Source organism: Nocardia sp. XZ_19_385 (assembly GCF_015355755.1).
Classification (GTDB): Bacteria; Actinomycetota; Actinomycetes; order Mycobacteriales; family Mycobacteriaceae; genus Nocardia.
On record NZ_JACVEE010000004.1, the window covers coordinates 158,320 to 177,235 of the forward strand.

An 18,916-nucleotide genomic window follows, 5' to 3' on the forward strand; every position below is an offset into this window, starting at 1 on the left:
ACTATCCGGTGGAGCCGTCGTCTTCCTCGTCCGAGGACAGCGCGGGCCGCAAGGAAGCGGGCGGGCGCCGCCGCCGGGGCCGGGACAAGACCGCGCCTGCCGCGCCGGCTGCTGCCAGCACCGCGCCGGTGGAGGAAGAAGTCGAATCGACCGAGCAGATCGCGGTCCGGCGGGCCCACCCGGTGGCGCTGGCCATGGCCGCGCATCACGATGAGCACGACGAGGCGCAGTCGGACGAAACCGTGCCGGCCACGGGCGAGGACGCGGCGGCCGACCAGCCTGCCGTGGCCGTGCCCGAGGAAGACGCCGCCGACGAGGTGGTGCGGGTCGGCCGGGGACGGCGCCGGGCACGTTCCGAACGGGCTGCTCAGCCAGCCGCCGAGCCGACGCTCGCCGAGGAGATCGCGGCCGACGAGCCCGGTCCGGTGGACGAGGCGCCCGAGCCGGTGGCGAAAGTGACTGTCGCCGAACCGGTCGCGGCGGCCATCGCCGAACCTGAACCGGCCGCCGAGCCCGAGCAGCCTGCTGCCGAGCGTGCGGTTGCCAACGGTGTGCCGGAGGCCCCGGCTACCCGGCCGGCCCGCAGGCGGCGAGTGGCCCGTTCGGCCGCTGCCCCGGCGGCCGACAGTGCGGGCGCGGTGTTCGTGCTGTCCAGCGCGGAGGAGCCCGCAGCACCTGTGGTCGACTTCGCGGCTGAACCGGTTCCTGAGGAGCTGCTGCAGCGCAAGCCGCGGCGGCGGGCGGTCGGACGCCCGGCGGGTCCGCCCGTCGAGGACTGATCGACGGTTGCCAGATGGCTGCGGGACCCGCGAATTGGGTCCCGCACCCTGGGTCTGGTAATCTAACTCGGTCGCTGCCTGGTGATGCGCGTGCAGTCGCGAGACTTGACATACACCGCGCCCCTTGCAGCAACCAGCCAAGAAATTGCGTGCGTCGCACCCTGCGACGTGCACAAGCACGAGTAGACATAATTCGAGTGGAGGAAGCCGACCCGATGGCAACGTACGCGATCGTCAAGACCGGCGGAAAGCAGTACAAGGTCGCGGTCGGTGACCTGGTGAAGGTGGAGAAGATCGAGGGCAAGCCCGGCACCGCCGTGGCGCTGTCCCCGGTTCTCGTCGTCGACGGATCCGACCTGACCACCGACGCGGACAAGCTGGCCAAGGTCTCTGTGGCCGCTGAGGTCGTCGAGCACACCAAGGGCCCGAAGATCCGTATCCACAAGTTCAAGAACAAGACCGGCTACCACAAGCGCCAGGGTCACCGTCAGCCGCTGACGGTCATCAAGGTCACCGGCATCAAGTAAGACATCCCGAGGAGAATCAGCTATGGCACACAAGAAGGGCGCATCCAGCTCCCGGAACGGTCGCGATTCGAACGCCCAGCGCCTCGGCGTCAAGCGGTTCGGCGGCCAGAAGGTCAACGCCGGCGAGATCCTGGTCCGTCAGCGTGGCACCCACTTCCACCCCGGCGTTAACGTCGGTCGTGGCGGCGACGACACCCTGTTCGCCCTCGCGGCGGGCGCGGTCGAGTTCGGCACCAAGCGTGGCCGCAAGACCGTCAACATCGTTACCCCGGAGCCGGTGCAGGCCTGAGCCGCGCCGTTCCAAGCTTTAAAAGCGGGTCAGGGTTAAGCCCTGACCCGCTTTTGCGTTTCCACCCAGCCTGTCCCGTCCGGGACGCTCAGCCAGAAGGAGGATGATTCGGCGTATGTCCAAATTCATCGACCGTGTCGTGCTTCATGTCAGTGCGGGCAAGGGCGGGCACGGGTGTTCCTCCGTCCGCCGGGAGAAGTTCATGCCGCTCGGCGGGCCGGACGGTGGCAATGGTGGCAACGGTGGGGATGTGATCCTCGAGGTCGATCCCAACGTGCACACGCTGCTGGACTTCCACTTCCACCCGCATGCCAAGGCGGGCAACGGCAAGCCCGGTGAGGGCAGCAACAAAGACGGCAAGCGCGGCGAACCGCTGGTGCTGAAGGTGCCCGACGGCACCGTCGTGGTCGGCCGTGATGGTGAGGTACTCGCCGATCTGGTCGGTGCGGGCAACCAGTACATCGCAGCTCGTGGCGGTCGTGGCGGCTTGGGCAACGCGTCGCTTGCCTCCAAGGCGCGCAAGGCTCCCGGTTTCGCGCTGCTGGGCGAGGACGGCGACGAGGGCGATGTGGTCCTCGAGCTGAAATCGCTCGCCGATGTCGGGCTGGTCGGCTTCCCGTCCGCGGGTAAATCCTCGCTCGTGTCGGTGCTGTCGGCGGCCAAGCCGAAGATCGCCGACTATCCGTTCACCACGCTGGTGCCGAACCTCGGCGTGGTCTCCAGCGGTGACACCACCTTCGTCATCGCCGACGTGCCCGGTCTGATTCCGGGTGCCAGCGATGGTCGCGGCCTGGGTCTGGACTTCCTGCGTCATCTGGAACGCTGCGCGGTGCTCGCGCACGTCGTCGACTGCGCGACGCTGGAGCCGGGTCGCGATCCGGTCTCCGATGTCGATGCGCTGGAAGCCGAGCTGGCCGCCTACAAGCCGGAGCTGTCCGCCGACACCGGCCTCGGCGATCTGGCCGACCGGCCGCGGGTGGTCATCCTCAACAAGACCGACGTGCCCGACGCCAAAGAGCTGGCCGAGATGGTCGCCCCCGAATTCACGGCCCGTGGCTGGCCGGTGTTCGAGATCTCCGCGGTGACGCACCAGGGTTTGCGGCCGTTGACCTTCGCGCTCGCCGAGATGGTGCTCCAGTACCGCGAGGCGCATCCGAAGGCGGCGCCGAAGCGTCCGGTGATCCGTCCGATCGCCACCGACGCGACCGGTTTCAGCGTCATCCTCGATCCGGACGAGGAAGGCGGCTTCATCGTGCGCGGCGTACAGCCCGAGCGGTGGGTCAAGCAGACACAGTTCGACAACGACGAGGCCGTGGGCTACCTGGCCGACCGGCTGGCTCGCCTCGGAGTCGAGGAAGCACTGGTCAAGAAGGGCGCCAAGCCGGGCGCGCCGGTCACCATCGGCGATGTCACCTTCGAGTGGGAGCCGGCGATCTCGGCGGGTGTCGATATGGTGCCCACCGGTCGTGGCACCGACCTGCGGCTCGAGCAGGACGACCGGATCAGCGCCGCCGAACGCAAGCACGCCTCGCGGGTGCGGCGTGGCCTGGTGGACGAGGACGGCAACGAAATCAAGCAGGACACCAAGAAGTAGTCGGTTCGCGTTGTAGGAGTTCTGTTGTGACGCAGGTGAATCCGAAGTTCTCGGCAGCTGTCTCACCGGGCGGCCTGAGCGAGGCGCGGCAGGCGATCGCGACCGCGCGCAGTGTCGTGGTGAAGATCGGTTCGTCGGCGCTGACCAGTCTGCAAGGCGGGCTGGACACCGAGCGCCTGGATCGGCTGGCCGACGCGGTGGAGGCCCGCATGCGCGCGGGCTCCGACGTGGTCGTGGTGTCCTCGGGCGCCATCGGCGCGGGTCTCGCGCCGCTCGGATTGGCCAGCCGCCCAAGGGATCTGGCGACCAAGCAGGCAGCGGCCAGTGTCGGCCAGCTGGCGCTGGCGCACGCCTGGGGCACCTCCTTCGCCCGCTACGGCCGCACGGTCGGTCAGGTCCTGCTCGTCGCCGACGACTTCTCCCGCCGGGAACACCACCGCAACGCCCAGCGCACTCTGGATCGGCTGCGCTCGCTCGGCGCGGTCGCGGTGGTGAACGAAAACGACACTGTCGCAACCGAAGAGATCCGTTTCGGTGACAACGACCGGCTGGCCGCCTTGGTCGCGCATCTGGTTGGCGCGGACGCCCTGGTCCTGCTCTCCGATGTCGAAGGTCTCTACGACGGCGACCCGCGCAAGGGCGCCGCGAACTTCATCCCCGAGGTGCGCGGTAGCGCCGACCTCGACGGCGTAATCGCCGGTAGCGGTGGAGCTTTGGGCACCGGCGGCATGGCCTCGAAACTTTCCGCCGCGCGCCTGGCCGCCGACGCCGGTGTCCCGGTCCTCTTGGCCGCGGCGTCCGAAGCGGATGTCGCCCTGACGGCGGGCACCGTGGGCACGGCCTTCGCCGCCCGCCCGGTCCGCCTGTCCGCCCGCAAGTTCTGGGTCCGGCACGCCGCCGACAGCCGCGGCGCGCTGGTCCTGGACGACGGTGCGGTGCAGGCCATAGCCGAACGCCGCCGCTCCCTGCTGGCCGCGGGCATCACAGCTATTCGCGGCCAATTCTCCGGCGGTGACGTCGTCGACCTCATCGCCTCCGATGACCGCGTCGTGGCCCGCGGTGTCGTCGAATACGACAGCACCGAACTATCGACGATGCTCGGCCGCTCCACGACTGATCTCCCAGAAACCATGCGCCGCGCGGTAATTCACGCCGACGACCTGGTCGGTATCTGAGTCGAGTTCAGGGTTTCCGGCTGCGGATATCCCGCATCGGTGCCCGGTCGAGCACCTCGACGTACATGATCCGCTCGTCGACCACATCGAGAGTCAGCATGCCCTGCTCCGGCGACAGGCTGATGGTGCGATGGCCGGGACCATAGGGCTGTCCGGCTGGATGCTCCTCGGTCCGGAAGCTTTGACATTCCTCGGTGTCGCATCCGCACTCGCCTACCAGCCGCAAATCCCATGCGCTGCCAGCGAGTTCGGGCTCTCCCTCCGCCGCCAACAGCGCGGCCAGCTCTGTCACGAGGTCCGGAAAAACCTCGCGGACAAGCGGAACCGCTCCGGTCATGTCTGAGGACATCAGCCGCGATCAGTTCGTCATGGCTAGGGGAAGAGGCCGGGCTGGTTGGCCGTGGGGGTGGGCTGGTTGGGGTCTTCGGGGATGGGACCGGTTACGCCGGGCTGGCCGCCTGGGTCGGGGAGAGTAGGAGGCTGGCCGGCGTCGGGGATCTGATTCGGCGGGCCCGGTTGCGGTTCGGGGGTGGCAGGTGGGGCCTGCTCGGTTGGCGGGGGTGTTTGTTCTGCCGTTGGTGCGGGAGGAGCTGGGGTCGACGGTTCTGGGGGTGGCGCCGGAGTTGGTTCCGGGGTGCTCGGGGGTGGCGCCGGAGTTGGTTCCGGGGTGCTCGGGGGAGGCGCCGGTGCTGGTTCCGGGGTGGTCGGCGCCGGGTCTGGATCCGGCTGCGGAGTGGACGGTGGCGTCGGTTCCGGAGTGGAGGGCGCTGTGGGTTCCGGAGTGGCAGGCGGTGTCGGTTCCGGCGTCGAGGGGGTCGGCTCCGGGGTGGACGGTGCGGGTTCCGGTGTCGGCTCGGGCGTCGACGGGATCTCCGGTGTCGGTTCCGGCGTCGACGGGATTTCCGGTGTCGGCTGCGGGTTGTCCGGTCCCGGCGTTTCCGGGATGGTGTCCGACGGTGGAAGCTGCTGCGGTGGAACGTATTCCGGTTCCGAGGGGGTGACGATGGGCTGATCCTGCATGCCCGGGATCACCGGGGGTTCCGGGAGCGCGGGGACGCCGTTGCCGGCCAGGCCGTAGGCCGGTTTGTAGATCATGTTCATGGCGAGGACGGCCTCTTGGCGGAGGGCCTCCTGGGCCATTTGGGCGCTGATGACGTTGGCCGCTTCGAGGAGTTTGGCGATGGCGCCGACCGGCCCGGTATCGCCGGGCGGGACGACGGCGAGTTTGACGGCTTCCGCGGCGGCGGCGAGGCCGCCGAGGAGGGCGCCGACCTGGCCCATGATGGCGCTGAGTTCGTCGACGGAGGCGGCGAAGCTGCGGGTGCTGGCGTAGGCGGCGTCGGCGGCGGCGCCCTCCCAGGCCATGGAGTTCATGACGCGGTCGGTGCTGGCGCGGGTGAGCGGGAACGAAGTGGCCAGTGTGCCTGCGGCTTCCAGCCAGGTGACCGAGGCGCGCAGGATTTCGGCGGCGTTGATCTGCTGCGTGCCGGCGTAGATCTGCTCGTGGGTCATCGACTCGAAATGTTCCATCGAGGTGATGTAGTTCGGGTCGTTTCCGGTCATGCCCTTACGCTCGCTTCCAGGGCGCGCATGGCGGCGGCGTTGGCGGCGTCGGCCTCTTCGTAGAGCCCGGCGCTGGTCAGGAACGCGGCCTGCATGGCGTAGGCGGCCTCGATGTAGTTGTCGAGTAGTTCGGCGGCGTCACGCGCCTTGGCGCCGAAACCGGCCTGTAGTTCGCGGGCGGAGTCGAAACCGCCGAAACCGTGCAGCTCGGCGATGGCTTCGAGGCGGCGCTTGAGGTGGATCAGGCGATCGGCTTCGTGCTGATACATCTCCGCGCAGCGCCGGGCCGCCGCCGGGTCGAACTTCATGGTGCCGGCTTGGGCCTGCTGCTGGAACGTGGCGATATCGGCTCGGCTGGTCTCGATCGTCATACGCACCCCTGCTAACTCTCGGTCCGACCCAGACTAACCGCAAGCACGGGGTGTTAGCCAAGCAACGACAAGTCAACGTTTTTGGCTGGGAATGCGTTTCTGTAGTTGGCTCGCGAGCTGGTCGGCGGAGGCCGGGACGATGTGCACCGTGGCACCGGCTTTGATGAGGTAGCGCCCGTCGCCCTGCACATCGATCCAGGTGTAGTGGACGGGCGGCGTGGGGTCGGAGCGGTCCAGCCGGGCCTCGATGCGGATATGTCCTTCGGCGGTATGGGGTTTGAGCAGCAGCCTGCGGATCGGGGTCGCCCCGGGTTGCGGCGTGACGGCTTCGGCGTCCCGCACGGCTTCGGCGGCGGCGGCGCGGGAGGGCTCCCGCCCGGCCGGGGCCTTGGGCAGCAACGCCGCGATCCGGGCGCCGAGTTTGTCGCTGCGCCCGATCGAAATGTTCACGCGCCCACCGAAATCCGGTCGCATCCCGGGTTCCTGCACGGCGAGCACCGCACGGTCGTAGACCACGCACGCGAGTAGCCGCAGTTCGCTGCCGGGGGTGTGTGCGCCGCCGATGGCCACGATCCGGGTGTGCGGTGCGGCGAGGATCCGCAGGCACGCGGTCAGGTCGGGATCACTGCCCAGTGGTAATCGCTCCGCGAGTTGTAGCCGCAGCTTGTGCGCCGCGTCCTCGGTGCGCGGCGTTTCCAGGATGCGCAAAGGGTAGGGATGACGATCCAGTTCGGTTTCGCGCCACAGGTGGGCGAACTCGTCCGGAGTGAAGATCCAACCCACGCCTGAATCACTCCTCACAAACCCGCATGACTGCTGGCAGCATAACGGGTGCCCCCGCAGAGATCGCGCGCTAACGTCGCGGGGAATTATCGGATATACCAAAACACAACCCCTCGGTTTCGCTCGGTTGCGTGTGAGCTTCCTCGTTGCACTGGTCGAGTGCCCTACTCCGCCCCGGCTCGCCGGGGTGATGGGAGACGCTGTGCAGGTACTGGGTCCATGGACCGATCAGGCCACGATCACCGCGCTGGCCGGCGGTAAGGCGCGCGGTTTGCACAGCGTGCACAACGGCGGTTTCCGGGTGCCGGAGTGGGTGGTGCTCGGCACCGATGTCTTCGAACGGTTCGCCGCCGAGGCGGGGCTGGACACGGCGGTCGCCGAGTTCGCCGCGTTGGACGATCTGGACAAAGCCTTGGCAGCGGGGGCGGCGCTGCGCGCGGACGTCACCGCGGCCGACCTATCCGAGGCCGTGCGGGAGCTGATTGGGCAGGCGTATGAGCGGCTCGGCTCGGGGTCGATCGCGGTGCGGTCCTCGGTGCTGGCCGAGGACGGCGCGCGCCACTCCTACGCAGGCCAGTTCGATTCATATCTGAATGTCAACGGCCCCGGCGCAGTGCTGGATCGGGTGCGTGATTGCTGGGCGTCGGCGTTCTCTGAACGGTCCATCCGCTACAGCTTCGCCCAGCAGCAACCCCGGGCGGGCGCCGCGGCCGTAGTGCTGCAGCAGCTGGTGGCGGCGCGGGCCAGCGGGGTCGTGTGCAGCGCTAACCCGATCACCGGCGCGCCGGACGAGGTGGTGATCAGCGCGGTCTACGGGCTGGGGGAGGGCCTGGTCTCGGGCGCGGTGGACGCCGATTCGGTGATCGTGGAGAAATCCACCGGGACCGTGCTGGAGACCGTCCTCGGGGACAAGGACCGCAGCTACGCGCCCGCGGCCGAACAGGGTTGCCTGGTCCGCGAGGTCGATCCGGAGGACCGGGAGCGGCCGGTGCTCAGCGCCGCCGAGTTGGCCGAGCTCACCAAGCTGGCGCGCCGCCTCGAAAGCGACCACGGCACGCCGCAGGACATCGAATGGGCGATCGACGACACCGGCATCTGGGTGCTGCAATCGCGGCCGATCACGACCGCGGTGCGCGGCGGTGTGGATGCGCGCTGGGCTGCCGCGGTCATCCAAGGCGCGGGGGAGTCGGTGCCCGAGGGTGAGCTGCGAATCTGGGACAACGCCAACATCATCGAGAGTTTCAGCGGGCTCACCTCGCCGCTGACCTATACGACGGCCGCCGAAATCTACGGCCGGGTGTATGACGGTTACGCGCGGTCGCTGCGAGTGCGCGGCCGGCAACTGCGGCAGGTCGAGCAATGGACTCCGGTGCTGCTCGGCTCTTTTCACGGCCGGGTGTACTACAACCTGCTGCACTGGTATCGGATGGTGGGTATCGCACCGGGATACCGTCTGAACCGGAAGGTGCTGGAGGCGGCGCTCGGCGTCGAGGAACCACTTGCCGACGACATCGCGAACACTCTGCGCCCCTTCACCTTCCGTACTCCGATCGGCCGCATCTGGTCTCGCGCCGCTACTACGGTGCGCTATCTGCGACGGCTGTTCGGGATCGATGACATGGTCGAGCGGTTCCTGACCGACTTCTACCGCGTCTACGACGAGTACGACGCGCGCGACTACACCGGCATGTCCGGTGATCAGGCCTACCGGGCCTACCGCGAGGTGGACCGGGACCTGGTAGCACGCTGGGGGCCGCTGATGGTGCTCGACGCCATCCTGCTGACCTGCACGGGGTCGTTGTTCGTGCTCACCAAGCTGCTCCTGCCGAAAGCGCCGGAATGGCTGGGCCTGACGCTGGTCGGGCCCGGCGCCGATATCGAATCGGCCGAACCCGCGCGGGCGATGACGGCGCTGGCCGAGCGCGTCGGCACCGACCCCACCTTGACCGAACTGGTGAATTCCACTCCGCCGCAGGAGCTTTACGGCAAACTCGCCGAGCATCCCGAGTTCGGAGCCGAGGTCGAGGCCTATCTCGACCGCTACGGCTACCGCAGCCTGGACGAACTGAAACTGGAAACACCGGACCTGCGGGAGGATCCGGCGAGCCTGTTCATCATGCTGCGCAGCACCCTCGCGACGCTGCGGCAGCACGGACGCGCGGGGGTGGACCGCCGGGCCGAGGCCGAGGCCTATCTCGACGCCAACCTGCGCGGTGTGCGCCGCCGGATCTTCGAACGGTTGCGCGGCAAGGTATCCCGCTGCGCCGCCCATCGGGAGCGCGTGCGGTTCTGCCGCACAAGAGCTTTCGGGATGGTCAAGCGCATGATCCGGGCCATGGGCCGGGATCTGGTGGCGCGCGACCTGCTGGACGAGTTCGGTGACGTCTTCTACCTGACCGTGCAGGAACTGCGCGGGTGCTATGACGGCGCCGAACCCGGTGACCTGCGCAAGCTGGTCACCGCGCGAAAAGCGCAGCGCGCCAAGGATGCCGAGCTGGTCGCTCCGTCGCGGTTCGTCACGATCGGCTCGAGTTTCGGCCGGGCCGAACTGGCTGGCCAGGGCTGGGTGCCGGTCACCGAGATTCCGGCCGCGACCGCGGGTACGGTGCTGGCGGGCACCCCGTCGGCAGCCGGCGCCGCCACCGGCAGTGCTGTCGTGGTGGACGAGCCGCGCGATATCGCAGGAGGCATCCTGGTGGCCTATCGCACCGATCCTGGTTGGGTGGCGGCGCTGCCATCGGCGGCGGCGCTGGTGATCGAGCGTGGCAGTCCGCTCACCCACGTGGCGATCGTGGCGCGGGAAATGGGTGTACCGACCGTGGTGCAGGTGAAGGACGTGACGAAAAAGGTGCGCACGGGTATGCGGTTACGGGTCGACGGTTCCGCCGGGACCGTGACCGTGCTACCCGGGGAAGGTACGGCCGATGGAACCTGACAAATCACCGCGGCAAGCGCCGGACTGGGTGCGGAAGCTGTTCGAACAGACCCTGGACATCGTTGCGATTCCAGAGGATTCGGCGGTGCTGCTGGAAGGCTCGCTGGCCGAGGGGTTCGGCAACGCCGGATCGGACGTCGATTTCCTGGTGGTCGTGCCCGGCGCCGAGGAGCTACCCACGCTGCCGGCCGTGCTATTCGTCGAGGGCCGCCGGGTCGAAGTGCGGACCCGGTCGGTGCGGCAGTTACGCGAACAGCTCGAACGGCTGGCGGCCGAACCTGACGAGGACCTGCTCAACCGGTGCCAGCGTTTCCTGCGAGCCATCGAAATCCGGCCCGGCGCAGTGGATCTGAACGAACTGCGCGCGCTGGCGCCGTATTCGCGCTTCGCGAGCCTACTGGCCGAGTGGTGGACGGGCCGAGCGGTACAAGCCCTGCGATACGCGGTCGCGTTGCGGGCGCTGGGTGCTCGCGTGGAAGCGGGCGGCTGGGCGCGCGACGGCCTGCAGCAGGCGATCAAGGGGTGGGCGGCGCAGCGCGGCGAGACCTACCTCGAGACGAAATGGCTGCCGCACCAGCTGGATCGGATGCCGGGCAACGACCTCGTCGACCGGTACCGCGAACTCGCCGACCCGGACACCTGGCTGCTCGAGGACCCCGACCGTGACTTCGGGGACCTGCCCGGCGTGCTGGGCGACGGGCAGGCCCGGGTGCTCGGCGAGCAGGTGACCTGGGAGCAGGTCTGGGAGTTGACCGCGGCGCTCGGCCTCACCGGGGTCACCGACGATCCGCACCAGGTGCTGCTCACGCGACTGCCCAAGGTCACCAACTGGACCATCGGCGAACGCATCCACGTCCTGCGCGAGGACCGCGACGTCTTCGTGCTGTCGGCGCGGGCGGCCCGGGCCTGGCGGTCGGTGGTGTTCCGCCGTTCGATCCGCGACGTGCTCGACAGCGCCCCGCACGACATCCGGGCCGAACTGGCCGAGTTCGTGCGCCTGGGTCTGGTCGGATTGCAGTGGCGCGGTGCGGGAGTCATCGAACCCGTGCTCGCGATGTGCAAGCCGCTGCGGCCGTTGACGCCCGTGCCCGGCGGCCACACACCCGCGCTCGGATTGACCGGCGCCGCCCGCGACGACGAGATCGCCACCCTGTGCCCGCTGCCCGCGTCGCGGTTCACCGCCTGCGGGATGAACGTGGTGTGGTCCAACATCGTGCTGGAGAACGCCCGGGAGGACCTGGCCGGCGCGGTCACCGACGGGCAGGGCGCGGTCGCCGATATCGCCGCCCACCGGTTCATCGCGATGACGGTGCGAATACTGGTGTCCACCTACGGTATTCACCCGCTGCCCGCCGACGTGGCACCGCTGGACACGGTGCGGCGGCTACTGCCCCCGGACACCTTGCGCCGGGCCGATCTGCTCGCCGCGCTGGAATCGGCGCAGCGGGTGCGGTTCTCGCGGATCATCCGGGAGGGCACCGACCCGGAGGCGGGCCTGGCGGTGCTCGACGAGTTCGCCGGCCTGGTCCGGTGGGTGGCTGGTGGGGGCGCCGTCAGCTTTCCGTCTTCCTTCGATTCGCGCGAACAGTGGAGCCGCACCTTGGCAATCAGTTACGAATGGCTGCGCCTGGCCGCCTATCTCGACACCGAGCTACCGCTCGACGAAGCCCGCGACCTGCTGACCACTGGTGGACAGCAGCCGCACCTGCGCTCGGGGGGTGTGGCATGAGTCTGCGAGACACGGTCCTGGTGACCGGCGCCAGCGGATTGGTCGGCGCCGAGGTGGTGGCCCGGCTGGCCGCCGCCGGATTGCCGATAGCCGCACTGCTGCACAAGGATTCGACCATCGTCCGCAACGACGGCACCGTGCTCGAGCCCGGCACCTCGGTGTCCGGCGACATCCGGCTGCCCGGATTCGGTATGCCCGATCGCGATGTCGACGATCTCGCCGAACGGGTCGGGGTCATCGTGCACAGCGCGGCGACAACCGCTTTCAACGCCGCCGCCGCGGACTACGAAGAACTGAACGTCCGCGGCACCGCGCACGCGATCGAACTGGCCCGGGAATGGGATGTGCCGCTGGTGCACATCAGTACCGCGTATGTGTGCGGTAGCCGCGGCGGCACCATCGGCGAGGACGAGCTCGACGCGGGCCAGGCTTTCGCGAACGGCTACGAGGAGAGCAAGTTCCGGGCCGAACAGCTGGTGCGCACGGCCGGGCCGGACCTGAAATGGGCGGTGGTCCGTCCGGGTATCGTCACCGGCGCCTCCGACACCGGCGTGATCCGCGACTACAAGAACCTCTACTCGGTGGTGAAACACATTGTCGAGGGCAAACTCCGGACGCTGCCCGGCCGCTACGACGCGACCCTGGCGCTCGCGCCGATCGACCACGTCGCCGACGTGATCGCCGCGGCGGTACTCGATTTCGAGTCGGCGGCCGGGCGGACCCTGCACGCGGTGGGGCGCGACGCCCTGTCCTTGCGCGAGATCTCCGACGTCTTCGCCGAGTATCCGTCGTTCGAGGTGGCCACGTTCGTTCCGGAGACCACCTTCGCGGAAGCGGAACTCGCGGAGTTCGAACGCAAGAGCTACCGCCGCATCGGGTCCCACTACACCAGCTACTTCCAGCGCCGCCTGGCTTTCGACACCACCCGCGCCGATATCCTGCTCGGCCGGCCGGCCCCTCCCACCGGTAAGGAGTACCTGCGCGTGCTACTGGACTACTGCTTGGAATCCGGATACCTGGGGGCTTTACCCGGGGATGCGCTCGCGCACAACGAGTTCGACGGGTCAGCGCGGTGACCGCGGTGGATCGCGGCGTGCAGCTGCCACTGCGGACCCTGCTGGATCCGCTGACACCGTCGGTGGCGAAGGCCGAGATCTATGCCGAGGACACCTATGTTCAGGAAACCGTCGAGCACTTGGAGCGGCTCGGCATCGACGCGGGCGCGTTCGCGCAGGAGCATTCACTGCTACTGCTCAAGCCGGACGCCATTGCCGCGCGGGCAGTGCAGCCGACCCTGGAATGGCTGAGCCAGAACGGTTTCCAGGTGATCGGGGCGCACCGCTTGGCGGTGAACCGCCATCTGGTGCGGGCGATCTGGTACTTCGCGTGGAATATCGCCTCGGCGGAACGGCGCCGGGTGGCCGACCTGCTCGTGGGCATCTCCGATGCCCTGGTGCTGGTGGTGCGGGGCAGCGCCGGTGAGCTGCCGGTTCCGGTCCGTCTCACCGAAGCCAAAGGGCCCACCGACCCGCGCAAACGGCAACCAGGTCAGTTGCGCTATGTGCTCGGGCGGCACAACTTCCTGTTGAATCTGGTGCACTCTCCCGATGACCCCGCGGATGTGTTGCGGGAGTTTTCGATCTTCTTCGACGAGCAGACGCGGGCGCGGATGCTCACGCCGGTGGAAGACGGTGCCGCGGTGGCGGCCGAGCTCGCGCAGGACATCTACCAGGAGGCGCCGGAACGCAGTTTCGATCGCGCCGACGCGGTGCTGCGGGTACGCCGTGAACTCATGGATAGGGGTGTACCTGTCGCACAAGAACTTTCGGACGCCGACTGTGCGCGGCTGTTGAACGAGGCGTGGGACGCCGGACATGAACTCGACCCGTGGTCGGTGCTCGTGCTCGGCTCCTACGTGCTCCCGATGCGGACCGGCACCGGCCCGCAGACGCTACCGCCGGTGACGGCGCAAACCTGGTTGGAGGGTCGAGCATGACTCAGACTTCAGCCGTGACGGCAACGCATCTACGCACCATTTCCCGGGTGCTGGCGCATCGGTGCGCCGTGTCGGAGGTGTTCGTGACCTCCCTGGATCGGCTCGGCCCGAACGAATTCCAGGCCGGAGCCCAGCTGCCGCGGATGCACGCCTACTACAGCGATCACGCGGGACCGCTGGGTCTGCGCCATGATCCGCTGGTGGTGATGGAGGCGGCGCGGCAAGCGGCGATCGCCTCGACCCACGAATTCTTCGGCGTGCCGCCGGAGATGGCGTTCATCGTGCGGACCTTCAACGGCACGGGCAGCGACACCGATGTGTGGGAAACCTGCACCGCGCCAGCTGATCTCGTGATGAATGTCCGGGTGTCCGCGCAGCATCGGCGGGGCGGAGTACCGCACGGACTGGATCTGGTGCTCGAGATCGCCTGCGACGGTGCGCCGATGATGACGGTCGACGGTTCGTTTTCCTGGACCACCGCGTCGCGCTGGAACGCCATGCGTAGCGCTTTCCGGGACAGCCTGGGGCTGGGCCAATTTCGAGGCAGCGGCGCGCTGTCCGAGCGGGCCCCGGAGGCGCTGGTCGGCCGGGAGAACCGGCGCAATGTGGTGATCGGGCCGCCACGGCTCGAGGGTCGTACCGCCCGGGCCGCCTTGGTCGCCGATCTCGCACACCCGTTCCTGTTCGATCATCAGCTCGACCACATCCCCGGCAGCCTGCTGATCGAGGCCGCGCGGCAAACGGCCTTGACGCTACTGCCAGAGCTGCCCCGATTGCTGAGTGTGGGAAGCACATTCGAGCGGTTCGTCGAACTGGACTGCCCCGCCGAGTGCGTGGCGGAGATTATCGAGTCCGAGGTCGGCCCGACCGTGGTGCGGTGCGTGATCGAGCAGGCCGGCGCAGAGGCCGCGCGGATCGATCTGGAATTCGGTGCGGACGCGGTGGTTTCCGAGCCGGACGGGAAACCCTGATGGAGCTCGAACTGCTGACCACGACCCGGGCTTTCCGGCGGCGCCTGGACCTCACGCGCCCGGTCGCCCGGCAGGAACTGCTGGACTGCCTGGACATAGCGGTGCACGCCCCGAGCGGAACCAACCGCCAGCCCTGGCGGTTCCTCGTCATCGAAGACCCGGCGACCAAAAACGAGGTCGCCGAGTACTACCGAAAGGGCTTCGCCGCTTACCTTTCCGCGCGCACACCGCGACCCGATCAACTGCGCGATCTGGCTTCCGGTCAATACCTGGCCGATCACCTGCATGAGGTTCCGGCGCTGGTCCTGGTCTGCGCGCCGGGCCGCCCACCCGCGTCCCCACTCCAGCTGGCGAGCTTCTACGGCTCCATCTACCCGATGGTCTGGAATCTGCTGCTCGCCTTGCACTCCCGCGGCCTCGGCTCCACCCTGACCACCGCCCACCTCGCCCACGAACGGGAAGTCGCCGAACTGCTGGGCATTCCGTTCGACGACATCTCCCAGGTAGCGCTCCTTCCCGTCGCACACTTGAAACCCGCGTCGGGGCCGCCATCGGGCCCGCGCACCCCGGCGGCCGAGCTCACCCGGTGGGACCGCTGGGACAACGCATGACCGGAACCTCCACCGCGCCAGCGTTGTTCGCTTCCCTGGCGCGGCTGGCGCACTTCACCAAGGTGATGTACAAGCCGCACTACCTGCTCTACGCGATCATCTGGGTGCTGGCGCTGGAGGGCACGGCTGCTGTTGTCGCGCAGCCGGGCACACCTTGGCGGCCCACCGGCGCGACTGTCGTCCGGATCGCGGTCGTCGCCATCACCCTGCTCTACCTCCGCATGCTCGACGAACAGAAGGATCTCGAATACGATCGCCTCCACAACCCCGACCGGCCGCTGGTTACGGGTGCGGTCTCGGCGAGCGAATTACGCTTCGCCATGGCAGTTCTCGCGGCCGTCGCCATCGGTCTGAGCCTGACTCTCTCGCTCCGCTCCGCCCTGCTGATCGCCGCTGTCCTTGCCTACGGGCTGGCGCTGTGGGCGATGGAACGACTCTCGGAATCGCTGCGCACCGGAATCCTGCTGAACCTCGCCGTCACCTACCCGATCCAGCTGCTGGTGATCGCCTACGTCCTCGGTTCCGGGATCGACACCGGAGAGGTCCGCGCGGACTGGCGGATCGCCGCCACTGCTCTCGTCTCCACCGGCGTGTTCCTGAGTTTCGAAGTCGCCCGTAAAACCACTCGTGCGAACCGGCCCGGTGAACTTCTCTATTCGCGGACCCTCGGCCCGATCGGGAGCGCGATCACGGCACTGCTGCTGGCTGCCACTGCGGTCGCCGCCTACCTCACGTTGATCCGCCCGGTCCTTACCGCGCCGGTAGTACTCGAGTGGATTCCCCTGGCCCTCTTGGTGATACCGGCCGCGGCGACCTGGCAGTTCGTGCGTTCGGACCGCACTGAGCATCCGGTGCTCCCAGCCGTCGGTTTCACGCTGGCGCTCTACCTGAGCCTGATAGTGCTGGCGCTCGTGTAGGCCGTCCGCTACTTGGCCAGGCGCAGGACGACGGGGAGGCGGTTCGGTGTGGGGACGAAGTCGCGGGTCTTGGGCTGGACCCGGTGCGCCGGGTCGGGTGTCGCGCGCCGGTTGGCGAAGAGGGCGGCTGTGGCCAGGGTGATGGTCATCAGCGCGAAGGTGTTTCCGGGGCAGTGCCGGGGGCCGATACCGAAGGGGAGGATGGCCTTCTTGTCGATTTCCTCGACGCGGCCGGGGAACCAGCGGTCGGGGTCGAAGGTTTCCGGGGACGGGTAGAAGTGCTCGTTGTGGTGGATCAGGTACGGGCTGTAGACGATCATGGCGCCGTCGGGCAGGGTCGTGCCGCCGAGGGTGACGGGGCCGTCGGCGGTGTGGGTGCTGACCCACGGAGCCCAGTAGCGGAGGGTCTCCAGCAGGACCAGTCGCAGGTAGGGGAGCGACGCGACGTGGTCCGGACGCACCGTCCCGTCGCCGACGAAATCGGCTAGCTCCCGGCGTAATTCGGCTTCGACATCCGGATGGGTCAGCACCTCGTGCCAGACCCAGGCCAGAATGGAGGCGGTGGAACCGACGCCCGCCGCGAGCATGAGCAGCAGTTCGTCGACGATCTCCGCGTCGGTGAGGCGGGCGCCGGTGTCCGGGTCGACATGGTGGACCAGAGCCGAGGCCACATCGGGGAACTCCTGGTCGGTGCGGCGGTATTCGGCCACGACCGCGCCGATTTCGGCACGCAGGCGGGCGGCTTTCGCGGAGAACCTGCGGTTGGCGACGAATCGCAGACGGCGCAACGGCTCGGGCAGTGCCGCGCGCACGATGACCTGCTCCAGCAGCCACGGAACGTTCTGGCGCACTTCCTGTTTGGCGGCGGTGGTGAAATCTGCGGTGAACAGGGTCGAGGAGATGATGTCGAGGACGAGTTCGTGGGCTTCCTCGACCAGATCCACTGTCCGTCCGACGGGCAGACGCTCGGCCCATGTGTTCGCCAGATCCGATGCTGTCACGGCATATTCGTTGATCCGGCGCTGACGCAGCGCGGGCGCGATCATGCGGCGGCGCACCGCGTGCGGTTCTCCGCTGAGCACATTCGAGGCCCCGCGGATCACCTCCTGCATGGTTTCGCGCAGCTCCTCCCGATGGAATTTTCCCGCTGTCCCGAACCCCACCTCGCGGACGAGTTCGGGGGTGGTCAGCACATAGGCGGGGCGCGGTCCGAGATAGACCCGGACGATCGGTCCCAGTGCGGTCAGGGATTTCACGAAGCCCAGGGCATCGCGCAGCACGACCACGCTGTGGCCGAACAGAGGCAGCCGGTGCGGAGCCGTCGGAATGGTCTGGAGCACAGGAGAGTTCGATTCGATCGTCGGATTCGTGCGCGAAGGGTTGTGCAATACGTCTTGATAGACCTCGACGAGGCTGCCGGTCAGCAGCGACTGCCGCACGGAATTCTCTCGAGCCGCCAGAGTTTTGCGCATCAGCATCAGCTTCGCTGGGTCGTCGGCAAGATCGCGCAAGGTCGCCGAGATGGCGGCCACCGAGGGGTCGGGCGTGCATATGCCACCGCCCTCGGGCACGGATTCGGCCAGATCCGGATCGCAGTAGACCACGGGCAGCCCCATCGCGACCGCCTCCAGCAATGCCATCCCTTGTGTGTCGAATCCGGACGACGGGAACAGCAACACATCGTGATCGGCCATCGCCGCCAGGCACTCGGCCTGAGATACGCCGCCGTGCAACCTGACTCGATCTCGTAGGCCGCCGGACTCGATCAATGTTTCGGCGCGCTCCAATAGTTCGCCTGTGCCATACACATCGAGTGTGCAGCGCGGCGCGAGACGGATTGCCTCGATGGCTTCCAGCAAGCGCTTCTCCGGAGACAGCCGGGCACACCAGAGGGCACGCAGCGGGCCGGAAGGTTGTCCGAGGGAGCCGGTTCCGACCGCGTGCGCATTGTCGGGAGGATCGCCGGGCGCGGCGTCCTCGGCCGGAGGAAAGCGCCGTGCCTGCTCGATCAGCTCGTCGTCTACGCCGTTGGAGAGGACCGTGATCGGGAGATCGACGCCGTGTGCCCGCAGCAGCCCTGCGAAGTGCTCGGAGGGCACGATCACCCGGTCGGCGGCGCGCGCCTGCCCGACCATGGTGTGCCAGGCGTGGCGGGCAGCCCGGGACTCGGCCACGCGTGGCATGCCACCGCGATGCGGGACGAACCGCCCGTGCACCGTGCGCAGCAGCAACGCCGACACGTAGGGCACGGGCGAGGTGTGCTCGATGAAGGCGTCGTCGCGGCTGTGGATCGTCTGCACCACCGGGATCCCGTGCCTGCGGCCCGCGTGCAGCCCGGCGATCGCGACACCGTAGGTGGTGTGCAGGTGCACGACATCGATCGGCCCGCGCGCCGCGAACTCCGCGTCGATCGACCGATTGTTGGCCCGAGTCGGCCCGACGACGGCGAATCCGTTCACCCGCAAACCCGCGACCGCCGAAAGAACCACCACACCGGCGTCCGATTCGGTAGATTCCGGCGTGGGCGCGGTGAACACGGTGACCTGATGCCCGAGCTGTTCCAACCCCCGTCGCTGGGCGCGTATCGAGGACTGGATCCCCCCGATCGTCGCGGGATGGAAGTCGCTGAACAGTGCCACGTGCACGGGTTCACCGTACGGACCCCGGAGGGTTCAT

At 68.3% G+C, this 18,916-nt stretch carries 17 protein-coding genes; 11 read left to right on the plus strand and 6 right to left on the minus strand.

All coding sequences use genetic code 11. The features are described from left to right. Window position 1: 1 nt before the first annotated feature. Window positions 2–196, minus strand: a complete 195-nt coding sequence (locus tag IBX22_RS38595; RefSeq protein WP_375540302.1) for an MYXO-CTERM sorting domain-containing protein — start codon at window positions 194–196, stop codon at window positions 2–4. 798 nt (window positions 197–994) lie between these two features. Between IBX22_RS38595 and rplU the strand changes: the two genes are divergently transcribed. The 4 genes from rplU (at window position 995) to proB (ending at window position 4,364) form a co-directional block, all read left to right on the plus strand. Further along, a complete protein-coding gene (gene rplU, locus IBX22_RS29645) occupies window positions 995–1,306 on the plus strand; it encodes a 50S ribosomal protein L21 (RefSeq protein WP_194819062.1) in 312 nt (103 codons plus the stop codon). A gap of 22 nt (window positions 1,307–1,328) precedes the next feature. After that, window positions 1,329–1,595 (plus strand): 50S ribosomal protein L27, encoded by a 267-nt coding sequence (gene rpmA, locus IBX22_RS29650; protein WP_194819063.1) that lies wholly within the window; start codon window positions 1,329–1,331, stop codon window positions 1,593–1,595. Window positions 1,596–1,710: 115 nt separating this feature from the next. Further along, on the plus strand, window positions 1,711–3,189 hold the full coding sequence (obgE, locus tag IBX22_RS29655; RefSeq protein WP_194819064.1) for a GTPase ObgE: 1,479 nt from the start codon (window positions 1,711–1,713) through the stop codon (window positions 3,187–3,189). A 74-nt stretch (window positions 3,190–3,263) separates the two neighbouring features. Continuing rightward, on the plus strand, window positions 3,264–4,364 hold the full coding sequence (proB, locus tag IBX22_RS29660) for a glutamate 5-kinase (protein ID WP_194819503.1): 1,101 nt from the start codon (window positions 3,264–3,266) through the stop codon (window positions 4,362–4,364). Window positions 4,365–4,371: 7 nt separating this feature from the next. On the opposite strand, the gene IBX22_RS29665 is transcribed toward proB, so the two are convergent. From IBX22_RS29665 to IBX22_RS29680, 4 genes are all read right to left on the minus strand, one after another. Then, entirely contained in the window at window positions 4,372–4,656 is a 285-nt protein-coding gene (locus IBX22_RS29665) for a hypothetical protein (RefSeq protein WP_228539748.1), read from the minus strand. An 80-nt stretch (window positions 4,657–4,736) separates the two neighbouring features. Then, the gene (locus IBX22_RS29670; RefSeq protein ID WP_194819066.1) at window positions 4,737–5,927 is read right to left on the minus strand and encodes a hypothetical protein; all 1,191 of its coding nucleotides are present in this window, start codon (window positions 5,925–5,927) and stop codon (window positions 4,737–4,739) included. Beyond that, on the minus strand, window positions 5,924–6,298 hold the full coding sequence (locus tag IBX22_RS29675) for a hypothetical protein (RefSeq protein WP_194819067.1): 375 nt from the start codon (window positions 6,296–6,298) through the stop codon (window positions 5,924–5,926). The genes IBX22_RS29670 and IBX22_RS29675 overlap by 4 nt, the downstream gene beginning before the upstream one ends. Before the next feature lie 72 nt (window positions 6,299–6,370). Continuing rightward, window positions 6,371–7,081, minus strand: coding sequence for an ESX secretion-associated protein EspG (locus tag IBX22_RS29680; RefSeq protein ID WP_194819068.1), 711 nt, complete (start codon window positions 7,079–7,081; stop codon window positions 6,371–6,373). Window positions 7,082–7,283: 202 nt separating this feature from the next. Between IBX22_RS29680 and IBX22_RS29685 the strand changes: the two genes are divergently transcribed. The 7 genes from IBX22_RS29685 to IBX22_RS29715 are packed head-to-tail and all read left to right on the plus strand — an operon-like array spanning window position 7,284 to window position 16,240. After that, on the plus strand, window positions 7,284–10,016 hold the full coding sequence (locus IBX22_RS29685; protein ID WP_309234841.1) for a phosphoenolpyruvate synthase: 2,733 nt from the start codon (window positions 7,284–7,286) through the stop codon (window positions 10,014–10,016). Next, on the plus strand, window positions 10,006–11,745 hold the full coding sequence (locus tag IBX22_RS29690; RefSeq protein WP_194819069.1) for a nucleotidyltransferase domain-containing protein: 1,740 nt from the start codon (window positions 10,006–10,008) through the stop codon (window positions 11,743–11,745). Before IBX22_RS29685 ends, IBX22_RS29690 begins: the two co-directional genes overlap by 11 nt. Then, entirely contained in the window at window positions 11,742–12,821 is a 1,080-nt protein-coding gene (locus IBX22_RS29695) for an SDR family oxidoreductase (protein WP_194819070.1), read from the plus strand. Before IBX22_RS29690 ends, IBX22_RS29695 begins: the two co-directional genes overlap by 4 nt. After that, on the plus strand, window positions 12,818–13,741 hold the full coding sequence (locus IBX22_RS29700; protein ID WP_309234842.1) for a nucleoside-diphosphate kinase: 924 nt from the start codon (window positions 12,818–12,820) through the stop codon (window positions 13,739–13,741). Before IBX22_RS29695 ends, IBX22_RS29700 begins: the two co-directional genes overlap by 4 nt. Continuing rightward, window positions 13,738–14,712: a ScbA/BarX family gamma-butyrolactone biosynthesis protein gene (locus tag IBX22_RS29705; protein ID WP_194819071.1), complete on the plus strand. Its 975-nt coding sequence runs from the start codon at window positions 13,738–13,740 to the stop codon at window positions 14,710–14,712. Before IBX22_RS29700 ends, IBX22_RS29705 begins: the two co-directional genes overlap by 4 nt. Further along, window positions 14,712–15,323, plus strand: coding sequence for a nitroreductase family protein (locus tag IBX22_RS29710; RefSeq protein ID WP_194819072.1), 612 nt, complete (start codon window positions 14,712–14,714; stop codon window positions 15,321–15,323). Before IBX22_RS29705 ends, IBX22_RS29710 begins: the two co-directional genes overlap by 1 nt. Then, window positions 15,320–16,240, plus strand: a complete 921-nt coding sequence (locus tag IBX22_RS29715) for a UbiA family prenyltransferase (RefSeq protein ID WP_194819073.1) — start codon at window positions 15,320–15,322, stop codon at window positions 16,238–16,240. The genes IBX22_RS29710 and IBX22_RS29715 overlap by 4 nt, the downstream gene beginning before the upstream one ends. 8 nt (window positions 16,241–16,248) lie before the next feature. Here IBX22_RS29715 and IBX22_RS29720 read toward each other — a convergent pair whose 3' ends face one another. Continuing rightward, on the minus strand, window positions 16,249–18,885 hold the full coding sequence (locus IBX22_RS29720) for a cytochrome P450 (RefSeq protein ID WP_194819074.1): 2,637 nt from the start codon (window positions 18,883–18,885) through the stop codon (window positions 16,249–16,251). Window positions 18,886–18,916 lie beyond the last annotated feature (31 nt).